General features: G+C 73.2%; 19 protein-coding genes. 12 read left to right on the top strand and 7 right to left on the bottom strand.

What is annotated here, in order from left to right; all coding sequences use genetic code 11:
• Window positions 1-64: 64 nt before the first annotated feature.
• Complete coding sequence (locus ASG94_RS10130; RefSeq protein ID WP_056926110.1) at window positions 65-904, bottom strand: DICT sensory domain-containing protein; 840 nt, start codon at window positions 902-904, stop codon at window positions 65-67.
• Between the two features lie 121 nt (window positions 905-1025).
• Here ASG94_RS10130 and ASG94_RS10125 point away from each other — a divergent pair, with 121 nt between their 5' ends.
• Window positions 1026-1271, top strand: coding sequence for a hypothetical protein (locus ASG94_RS10125; RefSeq protein ID WP_056926109.1), 246 nt, complete (start codon window positions 1026-1028; stop codon window positions 1269-1271).
• A complete protein-coding gene (locus tag ASG94_RS10120; protein WP_056926108.1) occupies window positions 1268-2164 on the top strand; it encodes an FHA domain-containing protein in 897 nt (298 codons plus the stop codon). Before ASG94_RS10125 ends, ASG94_RS10120 begins: the two co-directional genes overlap by 4 nt.
• Before the next feature lie 60 nt (window positions 2165-2224).
• Here the strand turns inward: ASG94_RS10120 and ASG94_RS10115 are convergent, their stop codons facing one another.
• On the bottom strand, window positions 2225-2968 hold the full coding sequence (locus ASG94_RS10115; protein ID WP_056926107.1) for a mechanosensitive ion channel family protein: 744 nt from the start codon (window positions 2966-2968) through the stop codon (window positions 2225-2227).
• Between the two features lie 141 nt (window positions 2969-3109).
• Window positions 3110-3847 carry a TetR/AcrR family transcriptional regulator C-terminal domain-containing protein gene (locus ASG94_RS10110; protein WP_056926106.1) on the bottom strand — a complete coding sequence of 246 codons (738 nt, stop codon included), beginning with the start codon at window positions 3845-3847 and terminating at the stop codon, window positions 3110-3112.
• A gap of 78 nt (window positions 3848-3925) precedes the next feature.
• Between ASG94_RS10110 and ASG94_RS10105 the strand changes: the two genes are divergently transcribed.
• Window positions 3926-5377, top strand: a complete 1452-nt coding sequence (locus ASG94_RS10105; protein WP_056926105.1) for a hypothetical protein — start codon at window positions 3926-3928, stop codon at window positions 5375-5377.
• A gap of 137 nt (window positions 5378-5514) precedes the next feature.
• Window positions 5515-6486, top strand: coding sequence for an SDR family NAD(P)-dependent oxidoreductase (locus ASG94_RS10100; protein WP_056926104.1), 972 nt, complete (start codon window positions 5515-5517; stop codon window positions 6484-6486).
• A gap of 176 nt (window positions 6487-6662) precedes the next feature.
• Here ASG94_RS10100 and ASG94_RS10095 read toward each other — a convergent pair whose 3' ends face one another.
• The 3 genes from ASG94_RS10095 to ASG94_RS10085 are packed head-to-tail and all read right to left on the bottom strand — an operon-like array spanning window position 6663 to window position 10617.
• Complete coding sequence (locus ASG94_RS10095) at window positions 6663-8126, bottom strand: carboxyl transferase domain-containing protein (RefSeq protein WP_056926103.1); 1464 nt, start codon at window positions 8124-8126, stop codon at window positions 6663-6665.
• On the bottom strand, window positions 8123-9295 hold the full coding sequence (locus tag ASG94_RS10090; protein ID WP_056926426.1) for a CaiB/BaiF CoA transferase family protein: 1173 nt from the start codon (window positions 9293-9295) through the stop codon (window positions 8123-8125). The genes ASG94_RS10095 and ASG94_RS10090 overlap by 4 nt, the downstream gene beginning before the upstream one ends.
• The gene (locus ASG94_RS10085) at window positions 9292-10617 is read right to left on the bottom strand and encodes an SLC13 family permease (RefSeq protein WP_056926102.1); all 1326 of its coding nucleotides are present in this window, start codon (window positions 10615-10617) and stop codon (window positions 9292-9294) included. The genes ASG94_RS10090 and ASG94_RS10085 overlap by 4 nt, the downstream gene beginning before the upstream one ends.
• A gap of 96 nt (window positions 10618-10713) precedes the next feature.
• Here ASG94_RS10085 and ASG94_RS10080 point away from each other — a divergent pair, with 96 nt between their 5' ends.
• The 8 genes from ASG94_RS10080 to ASG94_RS10045 all read left to right on the top strand — a co-directional run bounded on the left by ASG94_RS10080 (window position 10714) and on the right by ASG94_RS10045 (window position 17401).
• The gene (locus ASG94_RS10080) at window positions 10714-11442 is read left to right on the top strand and encodes a FadR/GntR family transcriptional regulator (protein WP_056926101.1); all 729 of its coding nucleotides are present in this window, start codon (window positions 10714-10716) and stop codon (window positions 11440-11442) included.
• The gene (locus ASG94_RS10075) at window positions 11439-12200 is read left to right on the top strand and encodes a sulfite exporter TauE/SafE family protein (protein WP_056926100.1); all 762 of its coding nucleotides are present in this window, start codon (window positions 11439-11441) and stop codon (window positions 12198-12200) included. The genes ASG94_RS10080 and ASG94_RS10075 overlap by 4 nt, the downstream gene beginning before the upstream one ends.
• 113 nt (window positions 12201-12313) lie before the next feature.
• Entirely contained in the window at window positions 12314-13045 is a 732-nt protein-coding gene (locus ASG94_RS10070) for a hypothetical protein (RefSeq protein WP_056926099.1), read from the top strand.
• A gap of 124 nt (window positions 13046-13169) precedes the next feature.
• Entirely contained in the window at window positions 13170-13652 is a 483-nt protein-coding gene (locus ASG94_RS10065) for a methyltransferase family protein (RefSeq protein WP_082624112.1), read from the top strand.
• A gap of 111 nt (window positions 13653-13763) precedes the next feature.
• On the top strand, window positions 13764-14633 hold the full coding sequence (locus ASG94_RS10060) for an alpha/beta hydrolase (protein WP_056926098.1): 870 nt from the start codon (window positions 13764-13766) through the stop codon (window positions 14631-14633).
• A gap of 133 nt (window positions 14634-14766) precedes the next feature.
• Entirely contained in the window at window positions 14767-16614 is a 1848-nt protein-coding gene (locus ASG94_RS10055; protein ID WP_056926097.1) for an AMP-dependent synthetase/ligase, read from the top strand.
• Entirely contained in the window at window positions 16607-17176 is a 570-nt protein-coding gene (locus ASG94_RS10050; protein ID WP_056926096.1) for a GNAT family N-acetyltransferase, read from the top strand. Before ASG94_RS10055 ends, ASG94_RS10050 begins: the two co-directional genes overlap by 8 nt.
• Window positions 17177-17212: 36 nt before the next feature.
• Window positions 17213-17401: a hypothetical protein gene (locus ASG94_RS10045; RefSeq protein WP_056926095.1), complete on the top strand. Its 189-nt coding sequence runs from the start codon at window positions 17213-17215 to the stop codon at window positions 17399-17401.
• A 62-nt stretch (window positions 17402-17463) separates the two neighbouring features.
• Here ASG94_RS10045 and ASG94_RS10040 read toward each other — a convergent pair whose 3' ends face one another.
• On the bottom strand, window positions 17464-17817 hold the full coding sequence (locus ASG94_RS10040; protein WP_056926094.1) for a cupin domain-containing protein: 354 nt from the start codon (window positions 17815-17817) through the stop codon (window positions 17464-17466).
• Window positions 17818-17902: the final 85 nt, after the last annotated feature.

Raw genomic sequence — 17902 nt, 5'->3', positions numbered from 1 at the left:
TCAGGTGCGCCGCACCTCAGGAACACCGCACCTCAGGAACACCGCACCTCAGGAACGCCGCACCTCAGGAACGCCGGGCGCGCAGCGACGTACCGTCCGTGTAGGCGACCATCCGGTTGAAGACCGCGGTCGCCGCGGCCGGCGGGGTGCTCGGCCGCGTGGGGGTCTGCTCGAGGACGGCGAGCACGTCGGCCGACGCGCGGGAGCCGGCCGAGGCGCCGGCCTGGGCGGTCAGCACGGCCGCGTCGCGCACGACGCCGCCGTCGACCGACCACAGCGCCTCGAAGAGCCGGTCGTCGCCCGTCGCGCCGTGGCCCGGCAGCTCGAAGGCCACGAGCGCGACCGCGAAGTCGGGAGCCTCGTGGACCACGATCCACTCCCGCAGCAGCGGGGAGTCCGCCGGGAGGCCGACCGTCGCCGGGCGGGACTCGTCGTCGTGGGACTCGAAGTCGGCGATGGCCACCGCCGCCCGGGCGGTGCGGGCCAGGTCCTCCCACCGGCGACGGGACCGGCCGTAGTAGCGGCCCCGCTGGAAGGTGCCGAGCAGGATGCCGTGGGAGGACTGCGCGACGGCCTCGTCCTCGATGGCCCACGACAGCGCCAGCAGCGTGCGCTTGGTCAGCGTGTACGACGTGAGCTCGGGGTGGCGACGGCTCAGCGCGGCGTACACCGAGGCACCCTCCCCCAGCTGTCCGGAGCGGAGGGTGGCCGCGATGGCCTCCTCGAGGCGCAGGCCGCGGTCGCGCTCCTCGACGACCCGCTGGACGGCGCGGACGTCCGCGGCGGTGTAGCGGCGGTGCCCGCTGGGCAGCCGGACCGGCTCGGGGAACCCGAACCGCTGCTCCCAGGCCCGCACCAGCTGGGTGGAGATTCCGGCGTGCTTCGACAGCTCGCCGATGGTCAACAGATCGTCCGACCCTTGCGGTGAGGCGACGCTCGTGTCCATACTCGCTCCATAACCTAAACAGTCTGTCGAAGTTCTGTGTCGAACTTCAGCCAGACCCTACAGCACCCGGAGGCTCACCATGACGCAGGACCAGACTGATTTCCGTGCCGACTCGGTCGTGGACTGGAGCGACCTCGGTCGGGAGATGTGGTCGTTCCTGACCGGCCGGCGCGCCGCGATCAACTACCAGTTCGTGGACATGGCCGTCGAGGTGCCTCGCGACACCGGCCCGAAGGCGCCGCGCGCGACCTGGAAGATCGACGGCACCCTGCGCATCTCCACCGACGACGACACCACCCGGGGTCCCGCACCGGAGGCGGCGTGACGACCCTGCGGACCCGCATCGACGCCGACGTCTGCTTCCGCGTCGACACCCCCGGCCACGAGCCGGTCACCGGCTCCCTCCAGGGGCGGGGCAGCGCCCTGGTCCTGCGGGTCAGCGATCCGGTGGCGTTCGCCGGCGGGGCCGACGCGGCCGGCCTGCGCCGGATCGCCGCCGAGCTCGCCGAGCTCGGGGTGTCGGTGCAGGTGCGCGACGCCGACGACGTACCGCTCGTGACCCTGGGAAACGTGCGCTGTCCCTGGTGGCAGCGTCCCTTCACCCGCAGTGCCCACATGCGCGTCGCCGGCCTGCGGGGCGCCGTGTCCGCCGGACGCGGTCGGCTGCGCAACGACGTCGCGACCCTGCCGGGTCCCGGCCTGCTGCCCCCGGCGACGCCGTTCCCGGTGGCCCCCACCTTCCTGCGGCGCCCGGTGCGCCGGGTGACGACGACCCACGACCCCGGCCGCGGCGGCCTCCCGCGGCTCGTCGAGGTCCCGGGTGACGGCATCACCCGCACCGACACCCCCACGCACTGGCTCCAGGACGACCGCACGACCATCGGGTCCGACCCCGGCTGCGACATCGTGCTGCCCGGCCTGGCCCCGGTCCACGCCGAGGTCGTCCACGACGATGCCGACGAGTTCGTCGTCCACGCCCTCGACGACGCCGAGCTGCGGGTGCACGGGCGCCGGGTCGGCTCCTCGATCCTTCGTACCTCGACCCGCATCGAGCTCGGTCCCGGCCCGCTGCGGATCCTGGCCTTCACCCGCGAGGAGTACGCCGACCACGGCCGGCCCCACGGCGGTCGCATCGGCGGGGAGCTCGGCCGGCAGCGACCCCAGCCCCCTCGGGAGCGGCTCCAGGCGGTCCCCGACCCGGACGACAGCGCCTCCTGAACGGCACAGCCCCCGCCCCCACTGGGGGGACGGGGGCTGCGGCGTGCGGGCGGGTGGTGCTCAGACCCGGTCGTCGACCCAGGGGGCCTGGTGACGGGCCTGCTCCTGCACCGACGGGGCCGCTGCGGCGTGCTGCTTGATGCGCGGCACCTCCCGCTCGGCCGTGGAGAGGTAGCCCTCCCAGCGCTGCTGCATGGGACGGACCAGCCCGCCGCCGACGCCGACGATGATCACGCCGGCCACGGTGGCCAGGATCGCGACCAGCACCGGCAGGGTCACCGTGGTGGCGACGCCGACCTGGTTGAGCGCGGCCACGATGCCGAGGAACAGGATGAACACGGACGCGATGTTGGCGATGGTCCGGCCGTAGGACAGCCCGCCGAGAGTGCCCTCGATGAGGGTCTTGACGGCCGCGGCGATCGCCGAGGCGACCACGACGATGATGATCGCGACGACCAGGCTCGGCAGGAAGGTGATGACCCGCTCGATCAGGTCGCTGATCGGGTTCGGGCCGAAGACGCCGAACGCGAGCTGCAGCACGAAGAGCACGAGCGTGTAGTAGATGAGCTTGGCGACCACGTCGCTGGCGTCCATCTTCGAGTTGGCCATCGCGCGCTTGATGCCGCCGCGCTCGACGGCGCGGTCGAAGCCGACCCGCTCGAGGATCGCGTTGAGGGCCTTGGCGATGCCCTTGGCGATGAGCAGGCCGACGATGAGGACGACGAGGAACAGCAGCAGCTTGGGCAGGAACTCGGAGACGGTGCTGACGCCATCGCGCAGGCCGTCCTGAAGGGTGTCTTCCATGAGGGTGGTGCCTCCAACGGGGAGTGGTGAGGATCGATTTACGTTGTAAACCAAGCACAGCCCGGCGCCACCACCTAGCGGTCCCAGCCCTAGGGGTGCCACCTCAGGGGTGGCGTCCTCCCCCCGTCTCCCGGGACGGGCTCAGCCCGCGTTGCCCTCCTGGCGGACCTGCGCGAGCCGGTTGAGCAGCTCCTCCAGCGCCTCCTCAAACTCCACGTTGGCGTGGTCCTGGGCGAGCTGGCGGCGCAGCCGGCTCACCGTGGGGTAGTCCTCCAGCCCCGGCTCGGACGACTCCTCCAGCACGTCGAGCGGGCCGACGTCAGCCCCGTGCGTGGACACCTCTAGGAGCAGGTGGCCGAGCAGGAAGCTGGTGAAGGCGCGGTAGCTCGCGACCGCCGCCTCGTCGGAGAAGCCCTCCGACTCGAGTCCGACCAGGAAGGCCTCCACCCACTCCAGGCTGCGCAGCGGCGGTCGCAGCCACGGCGCCTCGGGCGGTCGGGACGCGACCAGCGGGAACGCCTTCGGGTGCGCCAGCGCCACCCGTCGTACGCCGTGGGCGAGTCTTTGCACGAAGTCCTGCCAGCCGTCGCTGGGGCTGTCGAGGACCTCGGCGTCGGTGCGCATCCCCTCGACCAGGCGGTCCACGACGCCGTCGAGGAGCTCCTCCTTGCCGGCGACGTAGCGGTAGAGCGCCATCGCCTCGACGCCCAGCGCCTGGCCGAGCCGCCGCATCGTCAGCCCCGGCAGGCCCTGCTCGTCGATGAAGGTGATCGCGGCCTCGAGGATCAGCCCGCGGTCGAGCGGCGTGTGCCGTGAGGGAGGGGCATCACCCTTGACCAGCGCGGCGTCCGCGTCCTCCACGTCGTCCGGTGACGGCATCGCAGCTCCTCTCGTGGCCTCCACCGTAGCCGCGGGGCGACGGGCGTGCCTCCGACCGGGTCCGGCCATGATGGGTCCATGACGCATGGAGTCTCCTTCCCCGCCGACAGCGACGGCCGCCGCAGCACCACCCGGGCGGGCCGGGCCGTCGTGGCCGCCGCCCTGCGCCCGGTCGACCCGGTCGGGGCCCTCGGCGCCGAGCAGGAGACGGCCTGGCGCAGCGGCTACGTGCTGCACTTCCGCCGGCTCGTCGAGGCAGGCATCGCCACCCCCGAGGCCTGGACGACGATCGCCGAGGCCGGCCTCGAGGCCGTACGCCGCACCCTCGTCGTCGTGGCCCCGGACGGGACCGAGCAGCCGCTCGACTCGCTGGCCACCGCGCGCGCGGTGCGCACCCTCGGCACCCACGAGGTCCTCGGCGAGGGCGAGCGGCAGGCCGAGCTGGTCCTGACCTACCGCGGGCGCGAGCTGCGCGGCGCCGACCTGCTCGCCCAGCTCGAGGAGTGGGTCGCGCGCGGGGTGCTGGAGCCGTCGGCGGCCGCGGCCGTCGGGGAGGTCGTCGAGCACCCGGAGTGGCTGCGGCTCGAGGGCCGCACCGTCGCGGTGCTCGGCGCCGGCGCCGAGATGGGGCCGCTCGCCGCGCTGCTGCGCTGGGGCGCCACCGTGGCCGCCGTGGACCTCCCGCGCGAGGCCCTGTGGGAGCGCCTGGAGCGCACCGCCCGCGCCGGGGCCGGCCGCCTGCTCGCGCCCTTCGACCCGTCCGGCTCCGAGGACGGGTCGTACGGCGCGGACCTGCTCGCCGAGGTCCCCGCGGTCTCCGACTGGCTGGCCCGCCTCGACGGGCGGCTGGTGCTGGGCAACTACCTGTACGCCGACGGCGCCACCCACGTGCGCGTCGCCGCCGCCGCCGACGCGCTGGCCACCCGGCTCACCGCCGCGCGCCCGGACACCGCCCTGGCCTTCCTGGCCACGCCGACCGACGCCTTCGCCGTGCCCCGCGAGGCGGTCGAGCACTCCACCCGTGCCTACCGCGAGCGCTCCGGCGCCGCCAAGCTGGTCGGGCGGCCGCTGCGCTGGGCGACGCGGGGCCGGCTGCTGCACCGGGCCTACCCGCCGGCCGCCGACCCGGGCATCAGCGACGCCATCGTGCCGGTCCAGGGCCCCAACTACGCGCTGGCCAAGCGGATCCAGCGCTGGCGGGCCGCCGTCGCCCGCCGCGACGGCCAGCTGGTCTCCTTCCACGTCGCCCCGTCCACCCGGACCCGTTCGGTGGTCAAGAACCGCGCGCTCGCCGCCGCCTTCGCCGGGGCGCACCGCTTCGGCGTGGAGGTCTTCGAGCCCGACACCGCCAACACGCTGATGGCGGCCCTGCTCGTGCACGACCTCAGCACCGAGCAGCCGGTCCACGAGCACCCGTGGCAGGACGAGGCGTACGCCGCGGTGCACGGCGGCCTGTGGCGTGCGGCGTACGAGCCCCGCAGCGCCCTCGGGCTGGCCGCCGCGCTCGGCTACGCGAGCGCCCGCACCTGACGACCGGGCACTTCCTGACACCTCGATCCCGCCGACCGGGCACTTCCTGACACCTCGATCCCGCCGACCGGGCACTTCCTGACACCTCGATCCCGCCGACCGGGCACTTCCTGACAGCAGCGGGCTACGTTCGGGACATGACCTACACCCCCACCCCGCAGGAGCCGATCGGCTCGGGCTTCGACCGCCACACCACCGCCGACGAGGTGCTCGCCGGGATCGACCTGACCGGCCGGACCGCCCTGGTGACCGGCGGGTACTCCGGCATCGGGCTGGAGACGACGCGGGCGCTCGCGAAGGCCGGCGCAGCGGTGATCGTCCCCGCGCGTCGTCCCGAGACGGCCGCCGAGGCGCTCGCCGGCATCGACGGCGTCACGGTGGAGACGCTCGACCTCGGCGACCTGACCAGCGTCGAGGCGTTCGCCGACCGCATCCTGGCCAGCGGTGTCGTGCTCGACATGGTCATCGACAGCGCCGGCATCATGGCATGCCCCGAGACCCGCGTCGGTCCGGGCTGGGAGGCCCAGCTCGCCACCAACCACCTCGGCCACTTCGCCATGGTCAACCGGCTGTGGCCGGCACTCGCGCCGGGCGCCCGGGTCGTGAGCGTCTCCTCGATGGGCCACCTGAGCAGCCCCATCCGCTGGGACGACCTGATGTTCGAGTCGGGCTACGAGAAGTGGACCGCCTACGGCCAGGCCAAGACCGCCAACGTGCTCTTCGCCGTCCACCTCGACCGGCTCGGCCAGACCCACGAGCGCGGCAAGGGGGTGCGCGCCTTCGCCCTGCACCCCGGCGGGATCCTCACCCCGCTCCAGCGTCACCTCCCCCGCGAGGAGCAGGTCGCGATGGGCTGGTTCGACGAGGACGGCACGCCGCGCGCCGAGTTCAAGACGCCCGAGCAGGGCGCCGCCACCCAGGTGTGGGCCGCGACCTCACCCCAGCTCGAGGGCAAGGGCGGGGTCTACTGCGAGGACGTCGACGTGGCCGTGTCGTACGTCGAGGACGGCGCGCGCCGTGGGGTGCGCGACTGGGCCACCGACCCTGAGCAGGCGGCCCGGCTCTGGCAGGTCTCGGCCGAGCTCACCGGCGTGGACGCCTTCGCCTGACGGACCTCAGACCGAGGGGCCGAGGTCGGCGGGACTCCCGGTCGACCCACTGGGTGTGGCTTCGGTGCCACCAGGTGACACCGAAGCCACACCGAAGCCAGGAATCGCCCGCTCGGCACCCCCCAGCGGCCAGGAAACGCCCGCTCGGCACGCCCCAGCGGCCAGGAAGCGCCCGGTCAGCGCGGCCGGGCTTCGACCCCCATGCTCACCAGCATGGCGGCGCACTCCGCCGCGACGGCACGGGCCAGGGACTCGGCGCTGTCGTCCTCACGCTCGGGGACGATGCGGTGCACCGTCCCGTTGGCGGCGAGGTCGAGCGCCCGGACCTGTTGACGGGTGGCCATCTCCTCGGCGTGCGCGGTGTCGCCGTGCACGATGACGCTGGCGCCCTCGGGCGGCAGCGGCGAGAGCCACGCGTGCTGCGCGGCCAGCACCCGGCGGGCCGGCAGCAGCGCCAGCGCGCCGCCCCCGCAGCCCTGGCCCAGCAGCACCGCGAGGGTCGGCACGCGCATCCGGGTCATGGTGGCGATGCACCGGGCGATCTCCCCGGCCACCGCCCGCTCCTCGGCGGAGACCGAGAGCTCGGCGCCGGGGGTGTCGATCACGGTGACGAGCGGCAGGCCGAGCTCCTCGGCGAGGTTCATCGCGCGCCGGGCCTCCCGCAGCGCGGCCGGTCCCATCGCCCGGTCGGCGTCCTGGCGGGTCCGGTCCTGGCCGACGAGCACGCACGGCTGGCCGTCGAGCCGGGTCAGCGCCACGATCACGGTCTCGTCGCGCTCCCCCTCGTCGGTGCCGCGCAGGCGCAGGGTGTCCCTGGCGCCGTACCGCAGCAGGTCGCGTACCCCGGCCCGCCCGGGCAGGCGGGTGATGCCGACCGACTCCCACGCCGTGCGGGTGGTCAGCGCCGTGGGGTCGCGGCGCGGCAGTGACGGCGGCTCGGGGGCGTCGAGCAGCACCCGCAGCGACCGGTCGACGAGCTCGGGCAGCTGCTCGGCCGCGACGACGGCGTCGATGACGCCCTTGGCGGCGAGGTTCTCCGCCTGCTGGACGCCCGCCGGGAACGGCTCGCCGTTGAGCGCTTCATAGACCTTCGGGCCGAGGAAGCCCACCAACGCGCCGGGCTCGGCGACCGTCACGTGGCCCAGCGAGCCCCACGAGGCATAGACGCCGCCCGTCGTGGGGTGGCGCAGCTGCACGAGGTAGGGCAGCCCGGCCGCCTTGTGGGCCCCGATCGCCCGGGTGATCTCGACCATCTCGACGAACGCCGGCGTTCCCTCCTGCATGCGGGTGCCGCCCGACGCCGTGGTGGCCAGGAGCGGCAGGCCCTCGGCCGTCGCGCGGCGCACGGCGGCAGTGATGCGACCCGCCGCGTCCCGCCCGATCGAGCCGGCGAGGAAGCGGAACTCGTTGGCGACCACCGCCACGGGCCGGCCGCGGACCAGGCCGCGACCGGTGATGACCGACTCGTCGGTGCCCGCCTTCTCCCGCGCGGCCCGCAGCTCGCGCTGGTAGCCCTCGTCGTGGCCGGAGATGTCGATGGGGCGGTCCCACGACTGCCAGGACCCCTCGTCGAGCACGAGGTCCAGCAGCTCCTCGGCGCCCCACCGGCGGCGGGACTCCGGAGCGGTCGCGGCGCTCACTCCTGCTCCTCCAGCCAGCCGCGCACGGCGGCGCCGTGCTGGTCGAGCAGCGGCGGAGCGGCGTGGTCGCGGCGGGTGGTCTCGCTGCCCGACGGGTCGAAGAAGCGCAGCGGCGGACCCGGCAGGGTCACCGGCCCGAGCGACGCGTGGTCGACCTCGACCAGCAGTCCCTGGCTGCGCGTCTGCTCCCACTCGTAGACCTCGTCGAGGGTCCGCACCTTGCCGGCCGGTACGCCGACCTCGGCGAGCCGGGCGAGCAGGGCCTCGGCGTCCCAGTCGGCGAAGGCCGCCTCGACGACCTCGATGGTGCGCTCGCGTGCGTTGACGCGGTCGCCGTTGGTCTCCAGGCCCGGCGTGGCCGGGTCGATCCCGAAGCCGTCGCACAGCCGACGCCACAGCCCCTCGCTGCCCACCGCGATCTGCACCGCGCCTTCCCGGCAGCGGAAGAGCCCGTAGGGGGAGATCGAGGGGTGGTGGTTGCCCTGCGCCCGGCCGACCTCGCCGGCCACCGTCCAGCGGGTGCCCTGGAAGGCGTGCACCCCCACGACGGCCGACAGCAGCGAGGTGCGCACGACCTGGCCGCGGCCGGTGGTCGAGCGCTCGTGCAGCGCGGCGAGCACGCCGTACGCGCCGTACATGCCGGCGAGCAGGTCGCCGATCGGTACGCCGACCCGCTGCGGGTCGTCGGGTCCGGACCCGGTCAGCGACATGAGGCCGGCCTCGCCCTGGGCGATCTGGTCGTAGCCGGCACGCCCGCCCTCGGGGCCGTCGTGGCCGAAACCGGTGATGGACAGCACGACCAGACGCGGGTTGCGCTCGAGGAGCGAGTCGATGCCGAGGCCCAGGCGCTCCAGCACGCCGGTCCGGAAGTTCTCGACCAGCACGTCGGCGCGGTCGACGAGCTGCAGCAGCAGCTCGCGGTCGGCGTCCGCCTTGAGGTCGAGGGCGATCGACTCCTTGTTGCGGTTGGCCGAGAGGAAGTACGTCGACTGGCGCTCCTCCGGCGACCCGACGAAGGGCGGACCCCAGCCCCGGGTGTCGTCCCCGTGGCCCGGCGCCTCGACCTTGACGATCCGGGCACCGAGGTCGCCCAGCATCATCGTGGCGTGCGGGCCGGCCAGCGCGCGGGAGAGGTCGACGACCAGGACCCCGTCGAGGGGCCCGGTCACGAGCCCCACCCGGGCAGGACCAGCGCGGCCCACACGGCGAGCGGACCGACCAGCGTGACGATCACGCCGTAGGTGAGGATCTGCTTGTAGTAGACGGGCTCGCTGATGGAGTCGGGCTTGTTGGCCAGCATCAAGGCGCCGTTGGTGGAGAACGGGCTGACGTCGACGATGGTCGAGGAGACCGCGAGGGCCGCGACGAACAGCGCCGCGTTGATGCCGCCGTCGGCGATGAGCGGCACCCCGATCGGGATGATCACCGGCAGCAGCGCGGTGGACGAGGCGAAGGCCGAGACGACACCGCCGACGTAGCACAGGACGAGCGCACCGATGGCGGCGACGCCGAGCCCGGCGGCCCAGTTGCCGACGAACTCCGGGGAGCCCGCGGTGGTGAGGATGGTCGCGTAGGTGCTGATGCCGGCCACGAGCAGCACGGTGGGCCAGGCGATCTGCTTGACCGCGTCCTTGTGCTCCTGGGGCGCCAGCATCGCCAGGATGACGGCGGCCGTGATCGAGACGAAGCCGATGTTCTTGTCGAACATCAGGGCCACGAGCGCGACCGCGACGAACGCGACGAGGGTGAGCAGCTGGTCGCGGCGGACGCCGACGGCCTGCGTGCCCGTGGGGATCGAGGTGCCGTAGCCGCGGGCCGGGACGGTCGCGCCGCCGCGGTGCAGGTCCTCGTCGAGGGTGTCCGGGTCGTCGGGGTCGATCCGCATCGCCATCAGCTTGCGTCCGCCGAGGACCACGAAGAGGATCGCGGCCATCACGGTGTTGACGACCAGGCTGGCGAGGAAGACGGTGATCTCGCTCGAGGGGAGCCCCGCGCCCTCCATGACGGAGTTGGTGATGACGCCGTAGATGCTGATCGGGGAGAAGCCGCCGGCCTGGGCGCCGTGCACGACGAACATGCCCATCATCAGCGGGCTGATGCCGTAGCGGCCGGCGAAGCCGAGGGCGATCGGGCCGATGATCGCGCAGGCGGCCGGGCTGACGGCACCGATGCCCGTCAGCACGGCGGTCACCGCGAACATCACCCACGGGATGAGCGCCACGCGACCCCCGACGGCCTTGACCGCGGTGCGCACGATGAGGTCGACCGTCCCGTTGTTGCGCGCGATGGCGAACAGGTACGTGACCCCGATCAGGGTGAGGATCAGGTCACCGCTGACCCCGCTGAGGATCTCCTTCTCGTCCAGGTCGAGGGCGTACATGCCGACGAACCACGCCGCGACGTACGCCAGCGCCCCCATGTTGATGGGCAACAACGTGCCCACGACGAACAAGGCGACCAACGCGATGATCGCCACCCATTCCGCTCCCATAGGAGGCTCCTTCTGCCTGCGACGTGACCGGCGTCACGTACTGGATCAGTGGCCTAGCCAATAGCCCACTCAGCCATCTGTCAATAGGGTGGTCCCATGACCGAGTCGTCCCCGCCTCCTCCGCGCGTCCCCGCGCCGTCGTTCCCGGCGCCGCTGTCCCGGGTGCGGCTCTACGAGCAGGTCGCCGAGCAGATCTCGACGTGGATCGCCGAGCACGACCTCCGGCCCGGCGACAAGCTGCCGCCCGAGCGGGAGCTGGCCGCGCGCCTCGGGGTCAGCCGGGCGACGCTGAGCCAGGCCCTCGTGGCGCTGGAGGTCATCGGCGCGGTGGCGGTCCGCCACGGTGACGGCACGGTCGTCGCCAAGTCCCTCGGCGCCACACGGATCGTCGAGGCGGTCCGCGCCCACGCCAACCGGCTGCCCGAGATCATCGACACCCGCGACGCCCTCGAGACCAAGATCGCGGCGCTGGCGGCGCAGCGCCGTACCGAGGCCGACCTCCAGCGCATCGAGGACGCGCTGGCCGGCATGGAGGCCGACATCGAGCGCGGCGGGCGCGGCGTCGAGGGCGACGAGAACTTCCACGCGGCGGTGACCGCGGCCGCCCACAGCCTGTTGCTCTCGCAGCTGATGGGCGAGATCGCCGACCTCATCCGCGAGACGCGCATCGAGTCGCTGTCCCAGCCCGAGCGGCCGCGCGCCTCCCTGGCCGGCCACCGCGCGATCGCCGAGGCGATCCGGGCGGGCGACCCCCCCGCCGCCGCCAGCGCGATGCACGCCCACGTCGAGATGGTCAGCGACGTCGCCGTGCTCCGTACGACGTGACGGGGGCCGAGCAGCTCGTCGTGCTGCTCGCCGGGCTCGGCGCGGGGATCCTCACCTCGACGGTCGGGATCGCCTCGCTGCTCAGCTTCCCGGTGCTGGTCGCCGTGGGGCTCCCGCCGGTGGTGGCCAACGCGTCCAACACGGTCGGCCTCACGCCGGGCGCGCTCAGCGGCTCGTGGGGCTACCGCAGCGAGCTGCGCGAGCACCCGCAGGTGACCGCCGTCGTGCTGGCCACCTGCGCCGTCGGCTCGGTGGCCGGCGCGGTCCTGCTGCTCGCCCTCCCGGCGACGGTCTTCGAGGCCGTGGTGCCCTGGCTGATCCTCGGCACCTGCCTGCTGGTCGGCGTCCAGCCCCGGCTGTCGGCGTGGCTGCGCACCCGGCGCGGGACCGACGCGATCGAGCGCCACCACGTGTCGCCCCTCACCGGGGTCTTCGCGACCATCACCGGGGCGTACGGCGGCTACTTCGGCGCGGGGTCCGGCGTGATGATGCTGGCCGTGCTGGGGCTCGGGACCGACCTGCCGTTCCGCGTCGCCAACGCGCTCAAGACGCTGGCCGTGCTCGCGGCCAACCTCGTGGCGAGCGTCATCTTCGTCCTCGCCGCCGACATCGACTGGCGGGCCGTCGTACTGCTTGCGAGCGGATCGGTGGTGGGCGGGTACGTCGGCGCGCGCATCGGTCGCCGGTTGCCGGCCGCGCTGCTGCGGGCCGGGATCGTCGTCGCCGGGCTGGTCGGCGCGGTCCTGCTCTGGACCTGACGACCCGGGTTTCTCCGCGGGGGTTTGGCGCGCGCACCGCGGGGGGAGTGTCTGGCCGCAGGCCGCACCCGGCCCACCCCCGGCCGATCGACCCACCGACACGAAGGACCACGATGAAGCTCACCGCCCGCATCGCCGCACTCGCCATGACCGCAGCAGCACTCGTCGCGACGGCCGCTCCCGCCCACGCCGTCGGCGAGTCCACCGCCACCACGCCGACGGCGTACGTCGGGGACAACTGCATCGACCAGCCGGTGAACTACTCGGTGAACCTCCCCGCCGACGTCAAGGACTGGTTCCTGCAGATCAAGCCCGTCTACCCGACCGGCGCCGAGGGCGTGAGCAGCTACGTCGGAACCATCAACGGGTCCCCGCTGACCGGCACCACCACCATCCAGATCTGCGGTCGCGTCGAGCCCCGCGGCACCTGGACGCTCCAGCCGATCCTGAAGACCTGGACCGACGCGGCCGGCAAGACGTACTACGGCCCCTTCAACGGCACGCCCTCCACCTTCGAGGTCGTCGGCCGGGCGACCACCTCGCTGTCGCTCAAGGCCAAGACCAAGGGCAACAAGGTCACCGCGAAGTCGCGTCTCGTCGCGAAGACCGACGGCAACACCGCGCCGGTCGCCGGCCAGCCGGTCGTCTTCCAGAAGAAGGTCGGCAAGAAGTGGAAGACGTTCAAGACCGTCACCACCCCGAGCACCGGCGTGGCGAAGGCGAAGTTCAAGGCCCGCAAGAAGACCCTGATCCGGACCAAGTTCGCCGGTGCCGGTGACGTCGTCGTCGGCGGGACCGGGCCGGCCATCCCGGCCGCGTCGTCCAAGAAGGTCCGCGTCGGCTGACCCTCGGCGACAACACCATCTCCGACAGCAGGGCGGCTCCTCCGGGAGCCGCCCTGCTGCTGTCCGCGACCGCCAGCCGGAGCCCTCGACCGGCGGCGCCGACGGTGGCATCGTGGGCGGGGTGATGCGCCCTCCACCTCCACTGCTGGCACTGGCCGCGGGCCTCGCCCAGCGGGCGCTGAGCCCCGGCGCCACCCGTCCCTCGGCACCCAGGACCGTGGTCGCCACCGCGGTCGCGGGAGGCTCGGTCGGACTGGCCGCCTCCTCTGCGCGCGCGTTCCGGCGCCACGGCACCACCCTCGAGCCCTTCGACCCGTCGCAGGCCACCGTGCTCGTGACCACCGGCGTCAACGCCGTCACCCGCAACCCGATGTACGTCGGCATGGCCGGGCTGCTCGTCGCCCACGCCGTACGCCGCGGCTCGCGCGCCGCGCTGCTCCCGGTCGCCGCCTTCGTCGTCGTCATCGACCGCTTCCAGGTCGGCGCCGAGGAGCGGGCCCTGCTGGCCAACTTCGGCGGCGCGTACGACGCGTACCGCCGCTCGGTGCCCCGCTGGCTGGACGGTCGCTCGATCGGGGCCGGAGGACGGGCCCTGCGCCGGTCGTGACCACCGGGGGCCCAGAGCCCCTGGCGACCACTCGCCCGTCCCGCGGATGTGGTCATCGCCCGCGCTGCTGCAGCCACGAATCCCGGACCCGCGCAGGGCTATGGTCGCTGGATGGAGCCCATCGCGGTCAGCTTCACCTCGTCCGGCGTGCGGTGCGCGGGAACGCTCGTGCGCCCGGACGGTGACGCGGGCCCGGTCGCCTGCGTCGTCATGGGTCCCGGGGGCACGTTGACGCGACGCGACGGCCTGCCCGCGTACGCCGAGCGCTTCGCTGCGGCGGGTCTCGCCTCGATGACCTTCGATCACCGGCACTGGGGCGACAGCGCGGGTGAGCCGCGCCGTTGGTTCTCGTTGTCCGAGCAGCTCGAGGACTGGCGCGCAGCCGTCGCCCATGCCCGCACCCTGACCGGGGTCGACCCCGATCGCATCGTGCTGTGGGGCATGTCAGTGGCCGGCGGCCACGTGCTGCTGACGGCCGCCGACGATCGACGCGTGGCGGCGGTGGTGTCGATCGCACCGGTTGCCGACGGGGTCGCCTTCAACATGCGCCCCGCTCCCGTCGGCGTCCAGCTCCGCGGCATGGGGCGGGCCGTGCGAGAGGTGCTCACGCGACGCCCGGTCACCGTGCCGGTGGCGGGACCGCCCGGGACGCTCGCCGCGATCGCGGCGCCCGAGGCCCCGAGGGGCTTCGAAGCACTGACCGCAGGGACCGACTGGCGCAACCAGGTGAACAGCTCGGCTGCACTCGCGATGTTCCGCTACCGCCCCGTGCGTCGGGCGGCCGACATCGCGGCACCCGTCCTGCTGCAGGTGGGCGACCAGGACGGCATGGCGCCTGCGGCACCCATCGAGAAGGTCGCCGCCACGGCTCCACACGCGCAGCTCGTGCGCTATCCGATGGACCACTTCGGTTGCTTCTCGGCGGAGCACATCAACCGTGTGGCCGGCGACCAGATCGCCTTCCTCTCCGACCACGTCTGATGCCTCGCCTGCGCAGGACGAAGGTCCCTAGTGGGGGTCCGTGCGTCCGGTGAGACTGGCGGAAGGCTGTGGTCGTCCCCCGGGCTGCTGACGCGGGTGGTTCGCAGCGCGAGGCACGACGTCCGGAGGACCCATGACGATGCAGACGGCCGGCACGACGGGCCACTCGACGTACCCCGCCCCCGCGGTGTCCATGGCGCGCCTCTTCGCCGACCGCGTGGCGGCGACGCCGGACGTGGAGGCCTACCGCTTCCCCACCGACGACGGGTGGGCGTCGGTGACGTGGGCCGAGACCGACCAGACCGTCCGGCTGATGGCCGCCGGGCTCCTCGCGCTGGGCATCCGGCCGGAGCAGCCCGTGGCGATCGCCAGCAACACCCGGATCGAGTGGCTGTACGCCGACCTCGCCATCACGTGCGCCGGGGCCGCCACGACGACCGTCTACCCCAGCACCGGCGCGGACGGCGTCGCGTTCATCGTCGCCGACAGCGGGTCGCGGATCGTGTTCGCCGAGGACGACACCCAGGTCGCCAAGCTGCGCGAGCAGCGCGGGCGGCTCCCGGACGTGGTGCGGGTGGTGACCTTCGACAGCACGCCGGACGGCGCGTGGGTGATCGGCCTCGACGACCTGCAGGCCCTGGGCGCCAAGCACCTCGCGGAGCATCCGACGGCGGTCGACGAGTCGGTCGCCGCGATCCAGCCGGAGCACCTGGCGACGCTGATCTACACCTCGGGCACCACGGGACCTCCCAAGGGCGTGGAGCTCACCCACCACTGCTGGACCTACATCGGTGCCGGCGCCACGACGCTCGACCTCCTCTCACCCGAGGACCTCCAGTACCTGTGGCTGCCGCTGTCGCACGCCTTCGGCAAGATGCTGGAGGTCGTGCAGCTGCAGGTCGGCTTCCCCACCGCGGTCGACGGGCGGATCGAGAAGATCGTCGAGAACCTGGCGGTGGTGCGGCCCACCTTCATGGCGGGGCCGCCGCGGACCTACGAGAAGGTGCACTCGGCGGTGGTCGCCAGGGTCGAGGAGGAGGGCGCCCTCCAGCGCCAGCTGTTCCGATGGGCCTTCCACGTCGGGACGCAGGCCTCCGACGCCCGGCTGCAGGGTCGGCGTCCCGCCCCCTGGGTGCTCGCGCAGCTCGCCGTCGCCGATCGGTTGGTGCTCGCCAGGATCCGTGACCGGTTGGGCGGACGCATCCGGTTCCTGGTGTCCGGCAGCGCCGCCCTGTCGCACGACGTCGCGCGGTGGTTCCACGCGGCGGGGATGCCCATCCTCGAGGGCTATGCCCTGACCGAGACCAGCTCGGGTGCGTGCATCTCACGCCTCGACGACATGGCCATCGGCGTGGTGGGACCGCCCTTGGCGGGGACCGAGCTCCGGCTCGCGGCGGACGGCGAGGTCTTCATCCGCGGTCCGGGGGTGATGCGCGGCTACCACCACCGGCCCGAGGCGACCGCCGAGGTGCTCAGCGATGACGGCTGGTTCGCCACGGGTGACGTCGGGGAGCTCGACGGGGGCGGCCGGCTGCGGATCACCGACCGCAAGAAGGACCTGATCAAGACCTCCGGTGGCAAGTACATCGCCCCCCAGGTCATCGAGGTCATGTTCAAGGGGGTCTGCCCCCTGGCCAGCCAGATGCTGGTGCATGCCGACGGGCGCAACTACGCGACCGCGCTGGTGGCGCTGGATCCCGACGCGCTGGCCCTGTGGGGACAGGCGCAGGGTCTGGCCGCCACCGACTACGCGACGCTGGCGGCGGATCCTGCCGTGCGCCAGTACGTCGCGTCCTGCGTCGACGTGCTCAACGCGCGACTCAACCGGTGGGAGACCATCAAGGACTTCCGGATCCTCGACCACGACCTCACCATCGAGGAGGGGCACCTGACGCCGAGCATGAAGGTGCGCCGCACGGTGGTCGAGTCGCGCTACGCGTCGCTGCTCGAGTCCATGTACGACGGCCAGCGAGGTGGATGACCTCACCCCGGTGCGTCTGCGCGACGGCACCGACGCCTTCGTCGTACCGCTCCTCGCAGCGAACCGCGAGGCGCTGCGCGACGAGTACGAGCAGCTGTCGCTGGAGACCCGGTTCAGCAGGTTCCTGGCGGCCGTCCCCACATTGTCCGACGCGATGCTCGACCACCTGGTGGACGACGTGGACGGCGTCGACCACGTGGCTCTGGTGGCGCTGGTGATCTCCCGGGACGGCACGGAGGTCCCGATCGGCCTGGCCCGGATCATCCGCTACGCCGACGATCCCGAGGCGGCCGACCTCGGCGTCACGGTCGTCGACGAGTGGCAGGGACGCGGCGTGGCCACGGCGTTGCTGGAGGTCCTGATGCGGGACCGACCCGCGGGCATCGACCGCATACGGACGGTGACCCGCGCCGACAACCCCGCCTCCCTCGCCATGCTCCAGGCCCTGGGAGACGTCGAGACCGAGGCGGCCGGGCCGGGTGTGCTGTCCGTCGTGGTGCACCTCGACGACGGCGGCCGGCGTCGCGTCTCGAGCCTGCGCACCGCGAACGGGGCGGAGTAGTCGTGGCACCACCAAGGAGATGAGAAGGAGACGACGATGGCGAGCTATGAGAGCCCGGGGGTCTACATCGAGGAGGTCTCGAGCGGAACCCGGCCGCTCGAGGCGGTCGGGACCGCGATCGCGGCGTTCGTGGGCTTCGCGGAACGCCGACCCGTCGAGACCGCCCTCGGCCTCGCGGCCGTGGTGGGCGTCGCCCTGGTCGTGGTCCGCGCGCGGCGACACTGACCGGTCCGCGACCCTGCCTCCGGACGCCGCGGCAGTCGCGGCGCCCGTCGGGTGCGGTGCGTTCAGCCGGGGGTGGCGTACGCCGCGACCCCGGTGTCGATGATCACGCAGGGCTCCTCGCCCACGGTCCACGCGTCATGGCCCGGGTCGAGGTCAACGACGTCGCCGGGACCGACGCTGATCTCCTCGCCGTCGGCGAAGGTGACGGTCATCCGTCCCGAGAGGCAGAAGCCGGTGTGGTGGACCTGGCAGGAGTCGGTGCCGGCGATCGGCTTGACGTCGTTCGACCAGCGCCAGCCGGGCTCGAAGACGCCTCGGCCGAGGGTGAAGTCTCCGAGGGTGACCACGTCCATGTGGCCGTGGTCCTGGAACGGGCGTCGTTCGTGCGGGGTGTCGATGTTGTGTGTGTGGGACATGCGCGTCTCCTTCGCGCTGGTCGGTCCTGCTGCCGCCTGACCGGGGTCGTGCTCAGACGTGATCCGTGCCAGTCCGCCCGTACGT

The organism is Nocardioides sp. Soil805 (assembly GCF_001429625.1).
Classification (GTDB): domain Bacteria; phylum Actinomycetota; class Actinomycetes; order Propionibacteriales; family Nocardioidaceae; genus Nocardioides.
The sequence above is the reverse complement of the archived record's forward strand: the minus strand, read 5'-3'. Positions and strand labels throughout refer to the sequence as shown.

What these genes read in the sequence shown, in the direction of transcription:
- ASG94_RS10080 (WP_056926101.1), top strand. Translation starts at nt 10,714, where the DNA reads ATGACCGAGTCGTCCCCGCCTCCTCCGCGCGTCCCCGCGCCGTCGTTC.
- ASG94_RS10085 (WP_056926102.1), bottom strand. Translation starts at nt 10,617, where the DNA reads ATGGGAGCGGAATGGGTGGCGATCATCGCGTTGGTCGCCTTGTTCGTC.
- ASG94_RS10110 (WP_056926106.1), bottom strand. Translation starts at nt 3,847, where the DNA reads ATGCCGTCACCGGACGACGTGGAGGACGCGGACGCCGCGCTGGTCAAG.
- ASG94_RS10115 (WP_056926107.1), bottom strand. Translation starts at nt 2,968, where the DNA reads ATGGAAGACACCCTTCAGGACGGCCTGCGCGATGGCGTCAGCACCGTC.
- ASG94_RS10105 (WP_056926105.1), top strand. Translation starts at nt 3,926, where the DNA reads ATGACGCATGGAGTCTCCTTCCCCGCCGACAGCGACGGCCGCCGCAGC.
- ASG94_RS10065 (WP_082624112.1), top strand. Translation starts at nt 13,170, where the DNA reads ATGCGCCCTCCACCTCCACTGCTGGCACTGGCCGCGGGCCTCGCCCAG.
- ASG94_RS10045 (WP_056926095.1), top strand. Translation starts at nt 17,213, where the DNA reads ATGGCGAGCTATGAGAGCCCGGGGGTCTACATCGAGGAGGTCTCGAGC.
- ASG94_RS10060 (WP_056926098.1), top strand. Translation starts at nt 13,764, where the DNA reads ATGGAGCCCATCGCGGTCAGCTTCACCTCGTCCGGCGTGCGGTGCGCG.
- ASG94_RS10125 (WP_056926109.1), top strand. Translation starts at nt 1,026, where the DNA reads ATGACGCAGGACCAGACTGATTTCCGTGCCGACTCGGTCGTGGACTGG.
- ASG94_RS10100 (WP_056926104.1), top strand. Translation starts at nt 5,515, where the DNA reads ATGACCTACACCCCCACCCCGCAGGAGCCGATCGGCTCGGGCTTCGAC.
- ASG94_RS10040 (WP_056926094.1), bottom strand. Translation starts at nt 17,817, where the DNA reads ATGTCCCACACACACAACATCGACACCCCGCACGAACGACGCCCGTTC.
- ASG94_RS10070 (WP_056926099.1), top strand. Translation starts at nt 12,314, where the DNA reads ATGAAGCTCACCGCCCGCATCGCCGCACTCGCCATGACCGCAGCAGCA.
- ASG94_RS10055 (WP_056926097.1), top strand. Translation starts at nt 14,767, where the DNA reads ATGACGATGCAGACGGCCGGCACGACGGGCCACTCGACGTACCCCGCC.